Origin of the sequence: Borreliella valaisiana VS116 (genome assembly GCF_000170955.2) — a bacterium.
Classification (GTDB): Bacteria; Spirochaetota; Spirochaetia; order Borreliales; family Borreliaceae; genus Borreliella; species Borreliella valaisiana.
Genome location: NZ_ABCY02000001.1, coordinates 377,373 through 393,374, shown reverse-complemented (window position 1 = coordinate 393,374; position 16,002 = coordinate 377,373). Strand labels below are relative to the sequence as shown.

The 16,002-nt window shown below is 28.8% G+C and carries 14 protein-coding genes; 10 read left to right on the top strand and 4 right to left on the bottom strand.

All coding sequences use genetic code 11. The features are described from left to right. Positions 1–67: 67 nt before the first annotated feature. The 5 genes from bmpB to BVAVS116_RS01850 all read left to right on the top strand — a co-directional run bounded on the left by bmpB (position 68) and on the right by BVAVS116_RS01850 (position 5,206). A complete protein-coding gene (bmpB, locus tag BVAVS116_RS01870) occupies positions 68–1,093 on the top strand; it encodes a nucleoside ABC transporter substrate-binding protein BmpB (protein ID WP_006068509.1) in 1,026 nt (341 codons plus the stop codon). 112 nt (positions 1,094–1,205) lie between these two features. Next, on the top strand, positions 1,206–2,630 hold the full coding sequence (locus BVAVS116_RS01865; protein ID WP_006068626.1) for an MGH1-like glycoside hydrolase domain-containing protein: 1,425 nt from the start codon (positions 1,206–1,208) through the stop codon (positions 2,628–2,630). A 53-nt stretch (positions 2,631–2,683) separates the two neighbouring features. Continuing rightward, a complete protein-coding gene (gene mgtE, locus BVAVS116_RS01860; protein ID WP_006068603.1) occupies positions 2,684–4,048 on the top strand; it encodes a magnesium transporter in 1,365 nt (454 codons plus the stop codon). Between the two features lie 49 nt (positions 4,049–4,097). Beyond that, positions 4,098–4,517, top strand: coding sequence for an HIT family protein (locus BVAVS116_RS01855; RefSeq protein WP_006068974.1), 420 nt, complete (start codon positions 4,098–4,100; stop codon positions 4,515–4,517). Positions 4,518–4,543: 26 nt separating this feature from the next. Continuing rightward, the gene (locus tag BVAVS116_RS01850) at positions 4,544–5,206 is read left to right on the top strand and encodes a hypothetical protein (protein WP_006068417.1); all 663 of its coding nucleotides are present in this window, start codon (positions 4,544–4,546) and stop codon (positions 5,204–5,206) included. Between the two features lie 10 nt (positions 5,207–5,216). Here BVAVS116_RS01850 and BVAVS116_RS01845 read toward each other — a convergent pair whose 3' ends face one another. From BVAVS116_RS01845 to pdeB, 4 genes are read right to left on the bottom strand one after another with little or no spacing between them, the layout of a single operon-like run. Then, a complete protein-coding gene (locus BVAVS116_RS01845; protein ID WP_006068371.1) occupies positions 5,217–5,690 on the bottom strand; it encodes an S-ribosylhomocysteine lyase in 474 nt (157 codons plus the stop codon). Continuing rightward, on the bottom strand, positions 5,687–6,865 hold the full coding sequence (gene metK, locus BVAVS116_RS01840) for a methionine adenosyltransferase (RefSeq protein WP_006068663.1): 1,179 nt from the start codon (positions 6,863–6,865) through the stop codon (positions 5,687–5,689). Before metK ends, BVAVS116_RS01845 begins: the two co-directional genes overlap by 4 nt. Further along, on the bottom strand, positions 6,862–7,575 hold the full coding sequence (locus tag BVAVS116_RS01835; protein WP_006068563.1) for a 5'-methylthioadenosine/adenosylhomocysteine nucleosidase: 714 nt from the start codon (positions 7,573–7,575) through the stop codon (positions 6,862–6,864). The genes metK and BVAVS116_RS01835 overlap by 4 nt, the downstream gene beginning before the upstream one ends. 24 nt (positions 7,576–7,599) lie before the next feature. Then, entirely contained in the window at positions 7,600–8,739 is a 1,140-nt protein-coding gene (gene pdeB, locus BVAVS116_RS01830; RefSeq protein ID WP_006068850.1) for a cyclic di-GMP phosphodiesterase PdeB, read from the bottom strand. Positions 8,740–8,864: 125 nt separating this feature from the next. Here pdeB and BVAVS116_RS01825 point away from each other — a divergent pair, with 125 nt between their 5' ends. Genes BVAVS116_RS01825 through BVAVS116_RS01805 form a run of 5 tightly spaced genes read left to right on the top strand, consistent with a single transcriptional unit; the run spans position 8,865 to position 15,991 of the window. Next, positions 8,865–9,632: a hypothetical protein gene (locus tag BVAVS116_RS01825; RefSeq protein ID WP_006068759.1), complete on the top strand. Its 768-nt coding sequence runs from the start codon at positions 8,865–8,867 to the stop codon at positions 9,630–9,632. Positions 9,633–9,644: 12 nt separating this feature from the next. After that, positions 9,645–11,117: a glutamate--tRNA ligase gene (gltX, locus tag BVAVS116_RS01820; RefSeq protein WP_006068287.1), complete on the top strand. Its 1,473-nt coding sequence runs from the start codon at positions 9,645–9,647 to the stop codon at positions 11,115–11,117. 17 nt (positions 11,118–11,134) lie between these two features. Continuing rightward, positions 11,135–12,472, top strand: coding sequence for a glycine--tRNA ligase (locus BVAVS116_RS01815; RefSeq protein ID WP_006068959.1), 1,338 nt, complete (start codon positions 11,135–11,137; stop codon positions 12,470–12,472). After that, positions 12,469–13,686: a tyrosine--tRNA ligase gene (tyrS, locus tag BVAVS116_RS01810; protein ID WP_006068680.1), complete on the top strand. Its 1,218-nt coding sequence runs from the start codon at positions 12,469–12,471 to the stop codon at positions 13,684–13,686. The genes BVAVS116_RS01815 and tyrS overlap by 4 nt, the downstream gene beginning before the upstream one ends. A gap of 10 nt (positions 13,687–13,696) precedes the next feature. Next, on the top strand, positions 13,697–15,991 hold the full coding sequence (locus BVAVS116_RS01805; RefSeq protein ID WP_040351333.1) for an AAA family ATPase: 2,295 nt from the start codon (positions 13,697–13,699) through the stop codon (positions 15,989–15,991). Positions 15,992–16,002 lie beyond the last annotated feature (11 nt).

Sequence of the window (16,002 nt, the reverse complement as noted above, 5' to 3'; positions counted from 1 at the left end):
TTTATTTTTTAAGTATAAAAAACACATTGGTTTTGTGTAAATGGTGGGAAATGGAGAAGAGTTCTATATGAGGATTGCAATTTTTATATTCGGCATTTTGTTGATTTCTTGCTTGGGTGAAAATGGAATAAAATCTGGTTCAAATAAAGTTAAGATATCTATGTTGGTAGATGGTATTCTTGATGACAAATCTTTTAATTCTAGCGCTAATAAGGCCTTGTTGCTTTTGAAAAAAGATTTTCCAGAAAGTATTGAAAAAGTTTTTTCTAATGCTGCTTCTGGCGTTTATTCTAGTTATGTTTCAGATCTTGATAATTTAAAAATGAATGGTTCAGATTTGATTTGGCTTGTAGGGTATATGCTTACGGACGTTGCTTTGTCGGTTTCATTAGAGAATCCAAAAATTAGCTACGGAATAATAGATCCTCTTTATAGTGATGATGTCCAGATTCCTAAAAATTTGATTGGTGTTGTTTTTAGAATAGAGCAAGGTGCTTTTTTAGCTGGCTATATTGCAGCTAAAAAAAGTGTTTCTGGTAAAATAGGTTTTATAGGAGGATTGAAGGGCGATATAGTGGATGCATTCCGTTATGGCTATGAGGCTGGTGCAAAGTATGCTAATAAAGGCATAGAGATTGTAAGTGAATACTCCAATTCTTTTTCCGATGTTGATATTGGTAAAATCATGGCTAATAAAATGTATTCTAAAGGAATAGATATAATTCATTTTGCAGCTGGTTTGGCAGGGATTGGTGTTATTGAGGCAGCAAAAGAACTTGGTGATGGTTACTATGTTATTGGATCCGATCAAGATCAGTCTTATCTTGCTCCTAAAAATTTTATTACTTCTGTTATAAAAAATGTTGGTGACGCATTATATTTGATTACTAGCGAATATCTTAAAAATAATAATGCTTGGGAAGGTGGAAAAATTGTTAAAATGGGATTAAGAGATGGTGTTGTTGGGTTGTCTAATGCGAATGAATTTGAATACATAAAAGTTCTTGAAAGTAAAATAATCAATAAAGAGATTGTTGTTCCTTATAATCAGGAAGGATACGAAATTTTTATAAAACAAATATTAAAGTTATAGACTTTTTTAAAAAAAAGATTTTAATTTTCTAGTTTTTAATTTTTTAATTATGCTATATTTATTGTGTTATAATAAATATAAGCAAATTTCTATTGTTTTAGAGGATTTAGCATTGAATAAAAAAATGTTTCCCAAGATTTACTATTATGATCAAGATTTTATTGATATTTATAACAAAAGTTTATCTTGGATTCAAGCCAAGGTTGTTTTACAAAAAATTTCTGATAAGAGCAAAAAAGATAAAAATTATTATTCGGAGAATTGTAATTATATAGATCAGATGCAAGCTTGTATGTCAAGCTTTTTTCTTGTCTATAGTAATGGGGAATATTCATCTACATCTTCGATTGATAAATTTTATCAACTGCAGGAAGAATCTGGTGCAATTAGAGCTAGATATGATAATAACAATGCTATTATTGATCTTGATGAGAATGAAGAGAATATTGGATTTCCTATTTTTGCATGGGCTGAATATAATTTGTATCATAAAACAGGAAATAAAAAGAGAATTTCTGAAGTTTTGCCAATTCTTGATAAGTATTATAAGTGGATAGAAAAAAAATTTTTAAAAGAAAATGGTCTTTATTCAGTTGATGTAAATAAAATTTTTTATAAAAACTCTCCAAGAGTAAATGCACACTATCCTGTAGATTTTAATTCATTGCAACTTCATAGTGCATATTGTATTTCTAAATTAGCAGACATTTTAAATGATAAAAATTTATCACTTGAATACAAAAAACGATTTTTTTCTCTTAAGGTCAAGATTAATTCTTTAATGTGGAGTGAAAAAGATGGATTTTATTATGATCTTGATGTTAATGAGAATATTATTGAAATTAAGACAATAGTAGGGTTTTTCCCAATGCTTTCCGAGATTCCTAGTGAGGACAGAATAGAAAGAATGATTTTTTATTTAAAAAGTACTAAGCATTTTGGGACTCCAAATCCCTTTCCAACGCTTTCTGTTAGTGAGCCGGGTTTTAGTGAAGATGGAAATGGATATTATGGTTCAGTTTATACTTATATGAATTTTTTTGTGATCAAAGGTCTTGAATATTGTGGTCGTGCAAATATTGCAAGAGAATTTACCATAAGGCATTTATATTATATATTAGATACTCTAATGCCGTTTAATAAAATTAAAGGGCACATTTGGGAAGCTTATAAGCCTATGCAAGAAGGGCCTGCATATTTTGATTCTAATAAAAAAACTTATACTGAAAAAAATCTTATTTGCTATCTTGCGCTTTTTAGCATTAGCTTGATGATAGAAAATATTATTGGGCTTACAATTAGTTTGCCCGATAAAACTGTATATTGGAACATACCCACTCTTGAGATTATGGGGATAGAAAGTTTATCTCTTAAAAAGAATCAAACTACAATAATTTGTAATAAAGGGAAAAGGGGTTGGGAAATAAAAATGGAATCTGAAAAACTTTATTATTTTACAATAAATATATTAAATAAAAAAGAGAAAACCCTTCCTATTCCTTCAGGAAGATGTTCTATGTTGTTGGATAAGCTTTGATGAATTGGATTCATTAAATGTCTTGTAAAATTTAAATTTTTGGAGGCCTTTTAATGATAGATATTGATGAATTGAGAATTTTTCTTAAAGAGAAGAGTTATTCTAAAATTAAAGAAGAATTTTTAAAGCACGATTCCTTTGACATTGCTGAGGCTCTTAAAAGACTTAATGGATCTGAATTGATTTTACTCTACAGGTTCTTGCCCAAAAAAATAGCAGTTGAAACTTTTTCTAATTTTGATCAATCTACAAAAAACAAATTAGCAAATTCTTTTACAAATAAAGAAATAAGTGAAATGATTGATGAGTTAAATCTTGATGATGTTATTGATCTTTTAGAAGAGGTTCCTGCAAATGTTGTTCAGAGATTTTTAGCAAGCTCTACAGAAGAGAATAGAGAAATCATTAATAAGTTTTTGTCTTACAGTGATGATTCTGCGGGATCAATTGTAACAATTGAGTATGTTGAACTTAAAGAAGATTTCACTGTTGGTCAGGCTCTTGATTATATTAGACGGGTAGCTAAAACCAAAGAAGATATTTACACTTATTATATTACAGATGATGAAAAGCATTTAAAAGGAGTGATAAAAATTGAGGATTTAATATTAGCCAAAGATGATGTCATTCTGTCATCAATAATGAGAAATAGTGGTTTTTATATTGTGGGGGTCAATGATGAGAAAGAAGATGTTGCACTTCTTTTCCAAAAATATGACATTACCAGTGTTCCTGTTGTTGATAATGAAGGAAGAATGATAGGTGTTATTATTATTGATGATATTTTGGAAGTTATTCAATCTGTAAATACTGAAGATTTTCAAATGATTGCCGCTGTTAAACCTTTAGATACCTCTTATCTTGATACTTCTATTTTGGTTATGACAAAAAATAGGATAATTTGGCTTTTAGTTCTTATGGTATCTTCTACTTTTACAGCTACAATCATTTCAAATTATCAAAATTTAATGTTGTCTTTAGTGGTTTTGGCTAGTTTTATTCCTCTTTTAATGGATACTTCGGGTAATGCTGGTTCTCAGGCATCTGCGTTAATAATTCGTGAGCTTGCTCTTGGTACTATCAAGGTAAAAGATTTTTTTAAGGTTTTTTTAAAGGAAATATGTGTTAGTATTTTAGTGGGGGTAATTCTTGCTGGTGTTAATTTTTTAAGAATTGTATTTTTTGTAGCTCCACAGCATGCTGATAAGCTGAAAATAGCGTTTGTAGTTTCATCTTGCTTAATGGTAAGCTTGACAGTAGCAAAGATATTGGGAGGTCTTTTGCCCATTGTTGCTAAAATTTTCAAGTTGGATCCAGCACTTATGGCAGGTCCTTTAATCACTACTATTGCAGATGCTATTACTTTGATAGCTTATTTCAATATAGCAAAATGGGTTTTGGTTAGTTATGCTATTTAAATTTCATTTAAATGTGTTAATTGTTATTTTTTTATAATAGGATATTTTAATGTATAATTGCATTTTTTGTAAAATAGTAAACAAAGAGCTTTCTAGTTATAAAGTTTATGAGGACGATTTAGTTTTAGCATTTTTGGATATTAATCCGTTAACTTTTGGACATACTCTTGTTATTCCTAAAGAACATAGTGAGGATTTATTGAATATGGATGATAAATTTAACGAGAGAATTTTAAGAGTGTGTAAAAAAATTTCTAATGCTTTAAAAAAAATAAATTCAAGCATTTGTAGTGGAATAAATATTTATTCTTCTTTGGGAGCTGATGCAGGGCAAGAGGTTTTTCATACTCATTTCCATGTAATTCCAAGATTTAAAAATGATGGTTTTGGTTTTAAGAGAGGCAATAAACTTAATCTTGAAGTTGAAAAATTTAAAGAATTATCTATGAAAATAAGTATGAATCTTTAAATTTATTTTGCCAAAAAGGATTCTTTATGAGAAGAAACTTTTTTTTCTTTTTTGTTTTTATGCTTAATGCATTAAAAATTTATTCAGGCATTCCTGGTTATCTTAATGTATACAATGGAGTTGGGGTTGGTGTTGATAATTTTACCCAAGATTTATTCTTCTATGAAAGACTTAGGTATCAGTTTTTCAGTGGACTTGGTGTTAATGTTTCTCAAAATTTCGCATTTGGTGGAGAATTTAATTTAGATATTAAATTTTTGCCAAGCTATACCCCTTACACCAAAGATATTATGTTTATGTTGGATGATCGATCATATTTGAAGCATTCTCTAAGTTATTTCATAGTAAAAGATGTCTCAATATCAATGAGAATGTATGGTAATTATTTCTTTTTGCCTTATACCCCAATGTTTAGTTTAATCTTTTTTACAGGTTTAAAATTTTCATATATTGATGCCAAAATTCGTTTTAGAGGTTCAAATGATTGGGCATTGCTAAATAATGTTGTTTTGGGAGTAGACATTGGAGCTAGAATTAATATAGATTTTATTTTTTTGGAATATACAATTTCTCCAATTTTTTATAACAAACTTTTACTTTTAAATCAAATGCATAAAATAACCCTAGGTTTTATTTTTCAGTTTGACGTAGCAACAAAAAATGATAGCGAGATACTTTCTATTTTGTAAATTTTATTAGTTAGGGATATATCAAATTTTCTTCTTTGATATTGTTTAATATTTGTAAGTATTTAGAAGCTTCGTATTTAGCCATATCAAGGTTATGTTCTTTGTAATTTCCGCATTCTTTATGGCTTGCGCCTGGAATGGGTTCTGAAAAATTTACAATTTCGGAAAAAAGCCATGATATTAAGTCAACAATATCTTTACTTTCATAGTTTCCAAAAATTATTAAGTAAAAACCAGTTCTGCATCCCATGGGACCAAAATATACTATTTTTTCGGCCCAAACTTCATTATTTCTAAGTAAAGTAGCGCCTATATGTTCTATTGTGTGTATTGCTGCATTTTCAATTATTGGTTCGATGTTGGGAGCTTTGATTCTAATGTCCATTGTAGTAAATATTACGTTTTCAAAGGTATCTTTTCTTGAAACATATATGCCGGGGTTTAATTTTGTATGATCTATTGTAAAGCTTGTTATTTTTTTCATTTTTTTAGCACCGCGTGTATTTTTTTTACAAAATCTAATTTTTCCCATTCAAATTCATTTTTTCCAAAATGGCCATAAGTAGAAGTTTTAAGATATATGGGTTGTTTTAGTTTTAATTTTTCAATTATACCGTTAGGAGTTAAATCGAAGTTATTGACAATGAAATTTAATATTTTGTTTTCATATTTGGGATCATTTATTCCTGCAGTTATTTGAATGGATATTGGGTTCTCAATTCCAATTGCATATGCAAGTTGTATTTCAAATTCTTTAGAAATTCCAGCTGCTACCATATTTTTTGCGATATATCTTGCCATGTAAGCAGCCGATCTGTCTACTTTTGTGGCATCTTTCCCACTATATGCTCCTCCTCCATGTCTTGCAAATCCCCCATAGCTATCGGCAATAATTTTTCTTCCTGTAAGGCCCGTGTCTCCGGTAGGTCCTCCAATTACAAAATTTCCAGAAGGATTAATACAATAATTAGTATTTTCATCAATCATCGACTTGTCTTGAATGGTGGGCTTAATAATTTCTTCAATTATTGTTTGTCGTATTAGTTTTTGGGAGATATTTGGATGGTGTTGGTGAGAGACTATAATATTTTTTATTTTTACAGGATTTCTGTTTTTATCGTATTCCATAGTGACTTGAGATTTTGAGTCGGGTCTCAACCATTCTATTGCTCCTGATTTTCTAAGATTGCTGGCTTTTTTTAGAATTGAATTGGCGAGTTCATAAGGAGCGGGTAAAAAATTTTTTGTTTCATCGCAAGCATATCCAAATATTATTCCCTGATCACCTGCTCCAAGGGTATTAGATCCTTTTTTTTCAATTGCGTTTACAATGTCATGCGATTGATTGCCAATGGCGTCTATTACCGTTATTGTTTTATAATCAAGCCCATAATCAATATTTGTATAACCTATATCTTTAATGATATTTTTAGCAATTTCTTTTATATCTATGTGTTTTTTTTCAGGACTATTTATTTCTCCTGCTATTACTACTAAATTTTGTGCAATTATGACTTCGCAAGCTACTTTTGCATTTTTATCTAATTTTAGCATTTCATCAAGGATGGCATCAGAGATTTGATCTGCAATTTTGTCTGGATGTCCTTCAGATACAGCCTCAGAAGTTAAAATTTGGTTAGCTGCTATTATTTTATTCATATTAGCCTAATAAGTTCCTTTGTCATTTTGCTAGAATTTATTGATGATTGTTTTAAAAATGTATTAAAGTCTATATGGTTGTCTTTATTGTTTGGTAAATCGGAAATTGAACGAATTATTATGAATGGTATTTTAAAGATATGTGCCACTTGAGCTATTGCAGCTCCTTCCATATCTACAGCTAAAGCATCTTTGAAATTTTTTTGAATTGTCTCAAGATTTTTTTCATTGTCAACAAATTGATCTCCTGTTAGTGTTAGGCCAATATGGATATTAATGTTTAAAAGCTTGCTGTCAACAATATTGACTATTTTTTTTAATAGTTCTTCATCTGCTTTAAACCTTTGTGGCAAATTAGGGACTTGTCCTATTTTGTGTCCAAACTTGGTTAAGTCAAAGTCATAGTATGCTGTTTCTGAGGATACTACAATATCTGAGATTTTAAGGTTAGAGTTTTCTTTTATTCCACCAGAACTTCCAGAATTTATTATATGAGTGATTTTATACTTAGATATAATTTGATTGCTCCAAGTCGCTGCGTTAACTTTTCCAATTCCTGTAGTTAAGGATATTACATCTTTTCCCAGAATTTTTCCTTTATAATTTTTTGTATTTGCTAAGCAGCCGTTTAATATAACTTCTTCTTTGTCATCAAGCATTTTGTTTATTTCTTCTGCTTCTTCTTGCATGGCTGATATGATTAAAATCATGCTTTTTTCTCCCTTTAAGTGTTTTTATATAATATTCGTTAAAGAATGTTTATTTTTAATTAATTCTATTTCATTTTGATTGAGTATTTTTTTTATTCCTGTGTTTGTGTTTGGTATAGACTGAATGCTAGATTGCTCATTTTTGTCTACAACTTTTCCATCTTTTATTATGTAGTTTATGTATGGGAGATTTGGGTTAGAATCATCTATATCTACTATTTTGGCTATAGAATTGTCATTAAGTTCTACAATAAAGTCTAAAGGGCAAGAAGATATTGCATTGATTATTAACTTTAAAACTCTTTTGTCAAATTTTTTGTCAGCATCTTTAATTAATTCAATAATAGATGCCCCAGAATTAAAAGATTTTTTGTAGGTCTTATCTAAAATGATAGCAGAATAGGCGCTAGCAGCTCCTATTATATTTGATTCTATGCTTATGTTTTCACTTGTCAGGCCTTTAGGATAGCCTGTCCCGTCTAGATTTTCTTTGTGTGTTAAAAGTGTCAAACATATTGATCTTGACAAATTGCTCGTTGAAGCTACTTTATAGCTGATTATAGGATATTTTTTTATTATGCTTAGTTCTTCGTCAGTTAATGTTTCCTTTTTTTCGCTGATTTTTGATGGGATAAATAGAAACCCTATTTTATGTAAAAGCGCAATACTACAAAGTTCTACTGTTTTGTAGTTATTTAGTCCCATTTCATTACCAAGAGCTACTGTTAAGATAGCTGTATTTACTGAATGAATAATGTGATAATTTGCAGAAAGCTTAGGAATTCTAAAATATTTGATAAAAATTTTTTTCTGTTTCTTATAAAATTCTATTACTTTTTTTACAGTAGGTATAATATCTTGGTAATATATTTTTTTATTTCTTTTGCAATTTTCATAAATTTCTTCTAAATTGCTTATTATTACATGGTAACTAGAAATAGCCTCTTCGTCGAATTTTTTGTGTATTTCTTCATATTCTTTTTTAACAGAATCATCACTGAAAAAATTTGTTCTCTCTTTAATGTATGATTTTAATTTCCATTTTTCAATAAGCGCAATGTTTTTGTCTCCAATAAATGCATTCTCAGGCCAAACTAAGAATTCCTTATCTATTAAATATGACGAATTTTTTATATTTTTGATAATGCTTTCAAAATTTTGCATTTATTTCCTTGAAAGTAAGCTCTAATAACCATGTATATCATATTATTTATTAATTGTCTATCTATTAGTATAATATACTTATTATATCTCAATTTTTGAATTAAGCTTCTTTTGAAGAGATTTTTATGGTAGAAAAAATACGCTTAGGCTTTAATATTATATTTCTTGGATTATTTGTTTATTTTCTTGCAATTTTAAGATTTCAAATGGAATTAAGCTTTATTTTGTTTAATTACCAATTTATTGTAATTTATTTTTTACTAGTGATTGTTTTTAATGTTATTTATTCCAAATATTTTTCTCCAAGATTATATTTTATTTTAAATGGGATGGAAGATACATTTACTTTTTTAAAGCTTAAAATGGTTCGTAAAAAGCTTAAAAGTGTTTTTGAAATATCTATTCTTCTTAGGTTTATTTTAATAAAACAAGACAAAAAAAGCCTTGATGAGCTTTATTTTTATTTAAAAGACAATAAATTAAGATATAAGACAATAATAGAGCTTTATTCTGTTCTTATTAGTTTTAGAGAGAAGGAAAAAGCTTTTAGTTTAATTTTAAATTACAAGTTCAGTAGAAACAAGTGGGTAAAATATTGCGAGGCTCTTAGCATGTTGTCATTTGAAGAGCATTTAAAGCTAAAAGAGTTAGTAAATTTTTTAGATAAGTTTTTTTTAAAAAATGATATTTTTACTCTTTATTTTTATTATTTATTACGAAAATCAAAAATATCTTTTGATTTGCTTGAAAGCAAGAAAATTGAGATTAGAAATCGATATTATAAATTTAAAAATAGGATAGATTCTAAGCATACAAGACTACTTGGTTCGAATTTATTTTTTGTTGTTTTTTATTATATTTATGATTTTTCTAAAAAAGATGTTTTTTATTGAAGGAGTTGTTTTTTGAGTATAAGAGTTCGTTATGCGCCTTCTCCAACGGGTTTGCAACATATTGGTGGGATTAGAACAGCTTTGTTTAATTATTTTTTTGCAAAGTCTTGTGGGGGTAAATTTTTACTTAGAATTGAGGATACAGATCAGAGCAGATATTTTCCAGAAGCAGAAAATGATCTTTATTCAAGTCTTAAATGGCTAGGTATTTCTTTTGATGAAGGTCCTATTGTAGGGGGCGATTATGCGCCCTATGTTCAGTCTCAAAGAAGTATAATATATAAACAATATGCTAAATACTTAATTGAATCTGGGCACGCTTATTATTGCTATTGTAGTTCTGAAAGGTTGGAAAGGATTAAGAAAATTCAAAATATTAATAAGATGCCACCCGGATATGATAGGCATTGTAGGAATTTAAGTGATGACGAAGTTGAGAATGCGTTAATTAAAAAAATCAAGCCTGTTGTCAGATTTAAAATTCCTTTAGAAGGGGATACTAGCTTTGATGATGTTTTGCTTGGAAGGATTACATGGTCAAATAAAGACATTAGCCCTGATCCTGTAATTCTTAAATCAGATGGACTTCCGACTTACCATCTTGCGAATGTTGTTGATGATTATTTAATGAAAATTACCCATGTATTAAGAGCTCAAGAATGGGTTTCTTCAGGCCCATTGCATGCGCTTCTTTATAAGGCTCTTAATTGGAAGCCGCCTATTTATTGTCATCTTCCAATGGTTATGGGAAATGATGGTCAAAAATTAAGCAAAAGGCATGGATCAACAGCTTTAAGGCAGTTTATTGAAGATGGGTATCTTCCAGAAGCTATTATTAATTATGTTACATTGCTTGGCTGGTCTTATGATGATAAGAGAGAATTTTTTTCAAAAAATGACCTTGAGCAATTTTTTTCAATTGAAAAGATCAATAAATCTCCTGCAATTTTTGATTATAATAAATTGGATTTTTTCAATAGCTACTATATTAGAGAAAAAAAAGATGAAGATTTATTTAATCTTTTACTTCCTTTTTTCCAAAAAAAAGGGTATGTTTCTAATCCTAGTACTTTACAAGAGAGTCAAAAATTAAAATTATTAATTCCTCTTGTAAAGAGTAGAATTAAAAAGCTAAGTGATGCTTTAAATATGACCAGATTTTTTTATGAAGACATTAAATCTTGGAATTTAGATGAGTTTTTAAGTAGAAAAAAAACGGCTAAAGAGGTTTGCTCTATTTTAGAATTAGTAAAGCCTGTTTTAGAAGGATTTGAAAAAAGATCGTCAGAGGAAAATGATAAAATTTTTTATAATTTTGCTGAGAGTAATGGTTTTAAATTAGGAGAAATTCTTCTTCCTATTAGAATTGCAGTGCTTGGCAGCAAAGTTTCTCCGCCGCTTTTTGATTCTTTAAAATTGTTAGGTAAGTCTAAAGTTTTTGAAAGAATAAAATTGGCACAGGAATTTTTAAGAATAAATGAATAATTATTAAGGATATTTTTATGGTTAGAATGGAAGATATTATTTCTCTTGCAAAAAGAAAAGGGTTTGTGTTTCAGTCTTCAGAGGTTTATGGGGGTCTTTCTGGAGCTTGGGATTATGGTCCTTTGGGAGTTGAACTTAAAAAAAATATAAAAAAAGAGTGGTGGAAGAGCATGGTGTACTTGCATGAAAATATTGTAGGTTTAGACAGTGCTATTTTTATGCGATCTGAAATTTGGAAAGCATCTGGTCATGTTGATGGTTTTTCAGATTCTATGGTTGATTGCAAAGATTGTAAAAGTAGATTTAGAGCTGATTTTATTGATTTGTCAAAAAATTGTCCAAATTGCAAAGTTGGGAATAATTTTACTGCTCCAAGAAGTTTTAATTTAATGTTTAAGACTCATATTGGAGTAGTAGAGGACAGTTCTAGTGAGATTTATTTAAGGCCCGAGACAGCACAAGGAATTTTTGTTAATTTTAGAAATGTTTTGGATTCTTCAAGGCTTAAGATTCCTTTTGGAATTGCTCAGGTAGGTAAAGCGTTTAGAAATGAGATAGTTACTAAAAATTTTATATTTAGAACTTGTGAGTTTGAGCAAATGGAAATGCAGTTTTTTGTTCATCCCAAGCAAATAGATGAATGGTTTTGTTATTGGCAGCAAAATAGAATGAATTTTTTTATAGAAACTCTTAAAATTAGACCCGATAGATTAAGATTCAAAGCTCATGATTCAACACAACTTGCTCATTATGCAAAATCTGCATTTGATATTGAGTATGAATTTCCATTTGGATTTCAAGAAGTAGAAGGTATTCACAATAGGGGTAATTATGATTTAACTCAGCATTCTAAATTTTCCAACAAACCTAAAATATTTGAATATCATGATTTGTTAACAAAAGAGAGATATGTGCCTTATGTTATTGAAACTTCTGCCGGGCTTACAAGGTCTGTTTTAATGACCCTTTGTGATGCTTATTCTGAGGAGAAACTCTCAGATGGAGATAAGCGTATTGTTCTAAGATTACATCCTAAGTTAGCTCCTTATAAAATTGCTATATTTCCTCTTGTTAAAAAAATTGAGCTTATTGAAATTGCCAGAAGGATTTATATGGAGCTTTGTGATGATTTTCATATATTTTACGATGATAATGGAACAATAGGTAAAAGGTATAGACGTCAAGACGAAATAGGAACTCCTTATTGTGTAACAGTAGACTACAACACTGTTGAGGATAAAACAGTTACTATTAGAGAAAGAAATAATATGACCCAGAAGAGAATTTTTATTAATGATTTATATTCGCACATTAAAACAGAGATTTTAAATTACAAAGAGGATTTTAATAAATGAATCTTGCTTTAAATCGTTTACATAAGCGTGGATTTTTAAAGCAATGTACATCTTTAAAAGTATTAAGTGATTTAATGGATAGAGAAAAAATAGTTTTTTATGCGGGAGTTGATGCAACATCTAGTTCTCTTCATATTGGCCATTTAATTCCTTTTTTAGCGATGATGCATCTTAGACAATATGGACACATACCAATTGTTTTAATTGGAGATTCTACAACAAAAATAGGCGATCCTTCTGGAAAAAGCGAAATGAGAAAGATTTTATCTTCAGAAGAGATTAGCAATAATGCTGTGTTAATAAAAAATCAACTTCAAAGAATAACGAAGTTTAGTTCAAAATGTTTTATTCATAATTCAAATTGGTTAGATAATCTCAATTATATTGAATTTTTAAGAGATATTGGCATTCATTTCTCTGTTAATCGCATGTTAAGCTTTGAAACTTATAAAAGAAGGCTAGATTTTGGACTTTCATTTATTGAGTTTAATTATCAGCTTTTGCAGTCTTATGATTATTATATGCTTAATAAGCTTGAAAATTGTAGACTTCAAATTGGTGGTGATGATCAATGGGGGAATATTATCTCAGGTGTTGACTTGATTAGAAGAAAGTTTGGAGCAGAAGCTTTTGGGCTTACGTTTCCATTGATTACAAGAAGTGATGGAAAAAAGATGGGTAAATCAGAAAAAGGTGCTGTTTATCTTGATTCTAATCTTTACAGTATTTATGATTTTTATCAGTATTTTAGAAATACTTCAGATTCTGATGTGAAAACTTTTTTATACCTTTTTACTTTTTTAGAAGAAGATGAAATTGAATTAATTTCAAATTTTAAGGGGAATTCCTTAAATAAAGCCAAAGAGATTTTGGCTTTTGAAATAACTAAAATTGTTCATGGGGAAGCGGAAGCCTTAAAGGTTCAAGAGGCGTCCTTTGCTGCATTTAGGGGCAGTGGAGATAGAAGTAATATTCCGTTTTTTAAATTTAGCTTTTCTAGCTTAGAAGAAGAAGTATTGTTGATTAATTTAATGTTAGATTCAAAAATTGTGCCTAGCAAGTCAGAAGGTAGAAGATTGATTGATTCTGGAGGGGTGTATATCAATGGTAAAAGGGTAGAAAATCAGAACCATTGTCTTACTAGAGTGGATTTTAATAACAATGAAATTGAATTAAGAGTAGGTAAAAAAAAATTTTTAAGAATTATTTTATAGTTGATTTTTGATGTATGACAGAAGAGCTTTAAATTGTTTGTTTTTTAACACGTTTTTGTTTTTCATGGAGTCTAAGCATCTTGTTTTTACAGAAGAGCACATTTTTTACGGGTTGATAAAAAGCGATAAAGTTAAAGAGCTGCTTAGTTTGTGCACAATTGATTTTGATAAACTTAATAAACAGCTAGAAGAATTTTTTAGCAAACTTCCCTTAAGAGACAATTATATCCCAGATTATGTTTCTAGTATGGATTATTTGTATGACGATATAATCGGTGTTCTTTTTTTTTATAAAAAACCTTATAAAATACAAGAAAAAGATTTGTTGTGGGTTCTTGTCAAAAAAAGAAAAAATAGTATTTTAGATGCGTTAGTTAACTCAGGTTTTAATTTGACTATTTTTGACAAACTTATTGAAGTTCATGATTATTTGGCTGCCAATACTAAATCTGATTCAGGTTATGGTAGTGAATTAATTGCAGAATACATTCATAATAATGCCCCAAAAAGTAAAGGAGGCTTTCATATTTTTGAGGACAATCGTGATAAGTTGGATAAAAATAATATTTTCTTAGAAAATAAAGACTCTATTGGTAATTTTTTAACAAACGTTATTGATACTTTGAATGTAAAGTACAATCCTTTAATTGGTAGAAAGCGAGAATTATCTCGGTTAATCCAGGTAATACTTCGAAAACATAAAAGTAATCCTATTTTATTTGGAGAACCTGGTGTTGGTAAAACAGTATTAATCCAAGGTCTTGCCTATAAAATAAAGATAGAGAATGTTCCAGTGGATTTAATAGGGTATGAAATCTATTCTCTTGATATTGGTAGGCTTGTTTCGGGTACTAAATATAGAGGAGATCTTGAGAGTAGAATTAACAGGGTTTTAGATTTTTTAAACTCAAGAAAAAAAGTTATTCTTTTTATTGATGAGATCCATATGATAGTGGGTGCAGGAGCTACATCATTTGGTAGTATGGATATTTCTAATTTATTGAAGCCTATTTTGACTTTGGGAAAAATTAAATTTATTGGAGCTACCACAGAATATGAATATAGAAAATTTTTTTTAAAAGATAAGGCTTTAATTAGAAGGTTTCAGAGCATAGAGCTTAAAGAGCCCAATTTTGACGATACCTATATTATTTTGCAGGAGATTAAAAAAGATTACGAGAGATATCATAATGTAGAATATACAGATGAAGCAATACAAGCTTGTATTGTTATGTCTCAAAAATATATTAAAGATAGATTTCTTCCAGACAAAGCTTTTGATATTTTAGATGAGCTAGGTTCTAAGTTTAAGCTTGAAAACATAAAAAGGACCATAACAAAAGATGATGTTTGTGATCTGATCAAGTCTTTCGTTGGTTCTAATATTTTTAATTTTGAAGAGTATGATAGTGAATTACTAATTAATTTAGAAAATAGAATAAAAAAAGAACTTATTATAGAGGATAGTTTGGTATTTGATTTGATGTTAAATATTAAATTATTAAAATTTAATTTGCTTACCAATAGAAGTACTATTGGTTTATTTGCCTTTATTGGCGCTTCTGGAGCTGGAAAATGCAAATTGACGGATATTTTATCAGAAGAGTTTAAAATTCCGAAATTTAGTCTTAATATGAGTGAATATAGCGATTTTAATGCTCTTGATAGATTGATTGGGCCTGTTTTAAGTAATGAGGGATATTATGAATCTACTAGATTTTTCAAATTTTTGAACAAATCTTCTAATTCTATTATTTTTTTATCAGATTTTGATAAATGTAATAAAAGGGTTTTAGATTTTTTTTTGGAGGGTTTTAAAACAGGCAAACTTTTTGATGGTCTTGGAAAAAAGGTAAGTTTATCAGAAAGTTTAATAGTAATAAGTGTAAATACTGAGGGCAATGAGCTTAATAGCATCGGCTTTAAAAATAAAATAGCAGAAGGAAATGATGTTAATTTTATATTAAAGAAAAGATTTCCCAATGAATTTTTGGATTTAATAGATCATGTGTTTGTATTTAAATCGATTGATGAATTAGATTTTGAAAAAATTATTCTTAATGAACTTAATTCTTTTGCTAAGATATTGAAAGATAGAAAATTCGATATTTTTTTTGAAAAAAGTGTTGTTGATTATATTCGGGAAAAGATTTATGGAAAGGGCTATGGATTAAAAAGTGTTAAAAAGTTTATATTCAAAGAAGTGGGAAAGCTTTTAATAGATGAAATTCTTTTTAAGAAAATTGAAAATTTTGGTAAAATAAAGATCTATTTAGATGAAACAATAAAATATGAGTTTTTATAAGGTTATAGGGA

Coding starts and splice junctions, on each gene's coding strand:
- metK (WP_006068663.1), bottom strand. CDS start 6,865: ATGAATAAAATAATAGCAGCTAACCAAATTTTAACTTCTGAGGCTGTA.
- pdeB (WP_006068850.1), bottom strand. CDS start 8,739: ATGCAAAATTTTGAAAGCATTATCAAAAATATAAAAAATTCGTCATAT.
- BVAVS116_RS01825 (WP_006068759.1), top strand. CDS start 8,865: ATGGTAGAAAAAATACGCTTAGGCTTTAATATTATATTTCTTGGATTA.
- BVAVS116_RS01855 (WP_006068974.1), top strand. CDS start 4,098: ATGTATAATTGCATTTTTTGTAAAATAGTAAACAAAGAGCTTTCTAGT.
- bmpB (WP_006068509.1), top strand. CDS start 68: ATGAGGATTGCAATTTTTATATTCGGCATTTTGTTGATTTCTTGCTTG.
- BVAVS116_RS01805 (WP_040351333.1), top strand. CDS start 13,697: ATGTATGACAGAAGAGCTTTAAATTGTTTGTTTTTTAACACGTTTTTG.
- tyrS (WP_006068680.1), top strand. CDS start 12,469: ATGAATCTTGCTTTAAATCGTTTACATAAGCGTGGATTTTTAAAGCAA.
- BVAVS116_RS01850 (WP_006068417.1), top strand. CDS start 4,544: ATGAGAAGAAACTTTTTTTTCTTTTTTGTTTTTATGCTTAATGCATTA.
- BVAVS116_RS01815 (WP_006068959.1), top strand. CDS start 11,135: ATGGTTAGAATGGAAGATATTATTTCTCTTGCAAAAAGAAAAGGGTTT.
- BVAVS116_RS01845 (WP_006068371.1), bottom strand. CDS start 5,690: ATGAAAAAAATAACAAGCTTTACAATAGATCATACAAAATTAAACCCC.
- mgtE (WP_006068603.1), top strand. CDS start 2,684: ATGATAGATATTGATGAATTGAGAATTTTTCTTAAAGAGAAGAGTTAT.
- BVAVS116_RS01835 (WP_006068563.1), bottom strand. CDS start 7,575: ATGATTTTAATCATATCAGCCATGCAAGAAGAAGCAGAAGAAATAAAC.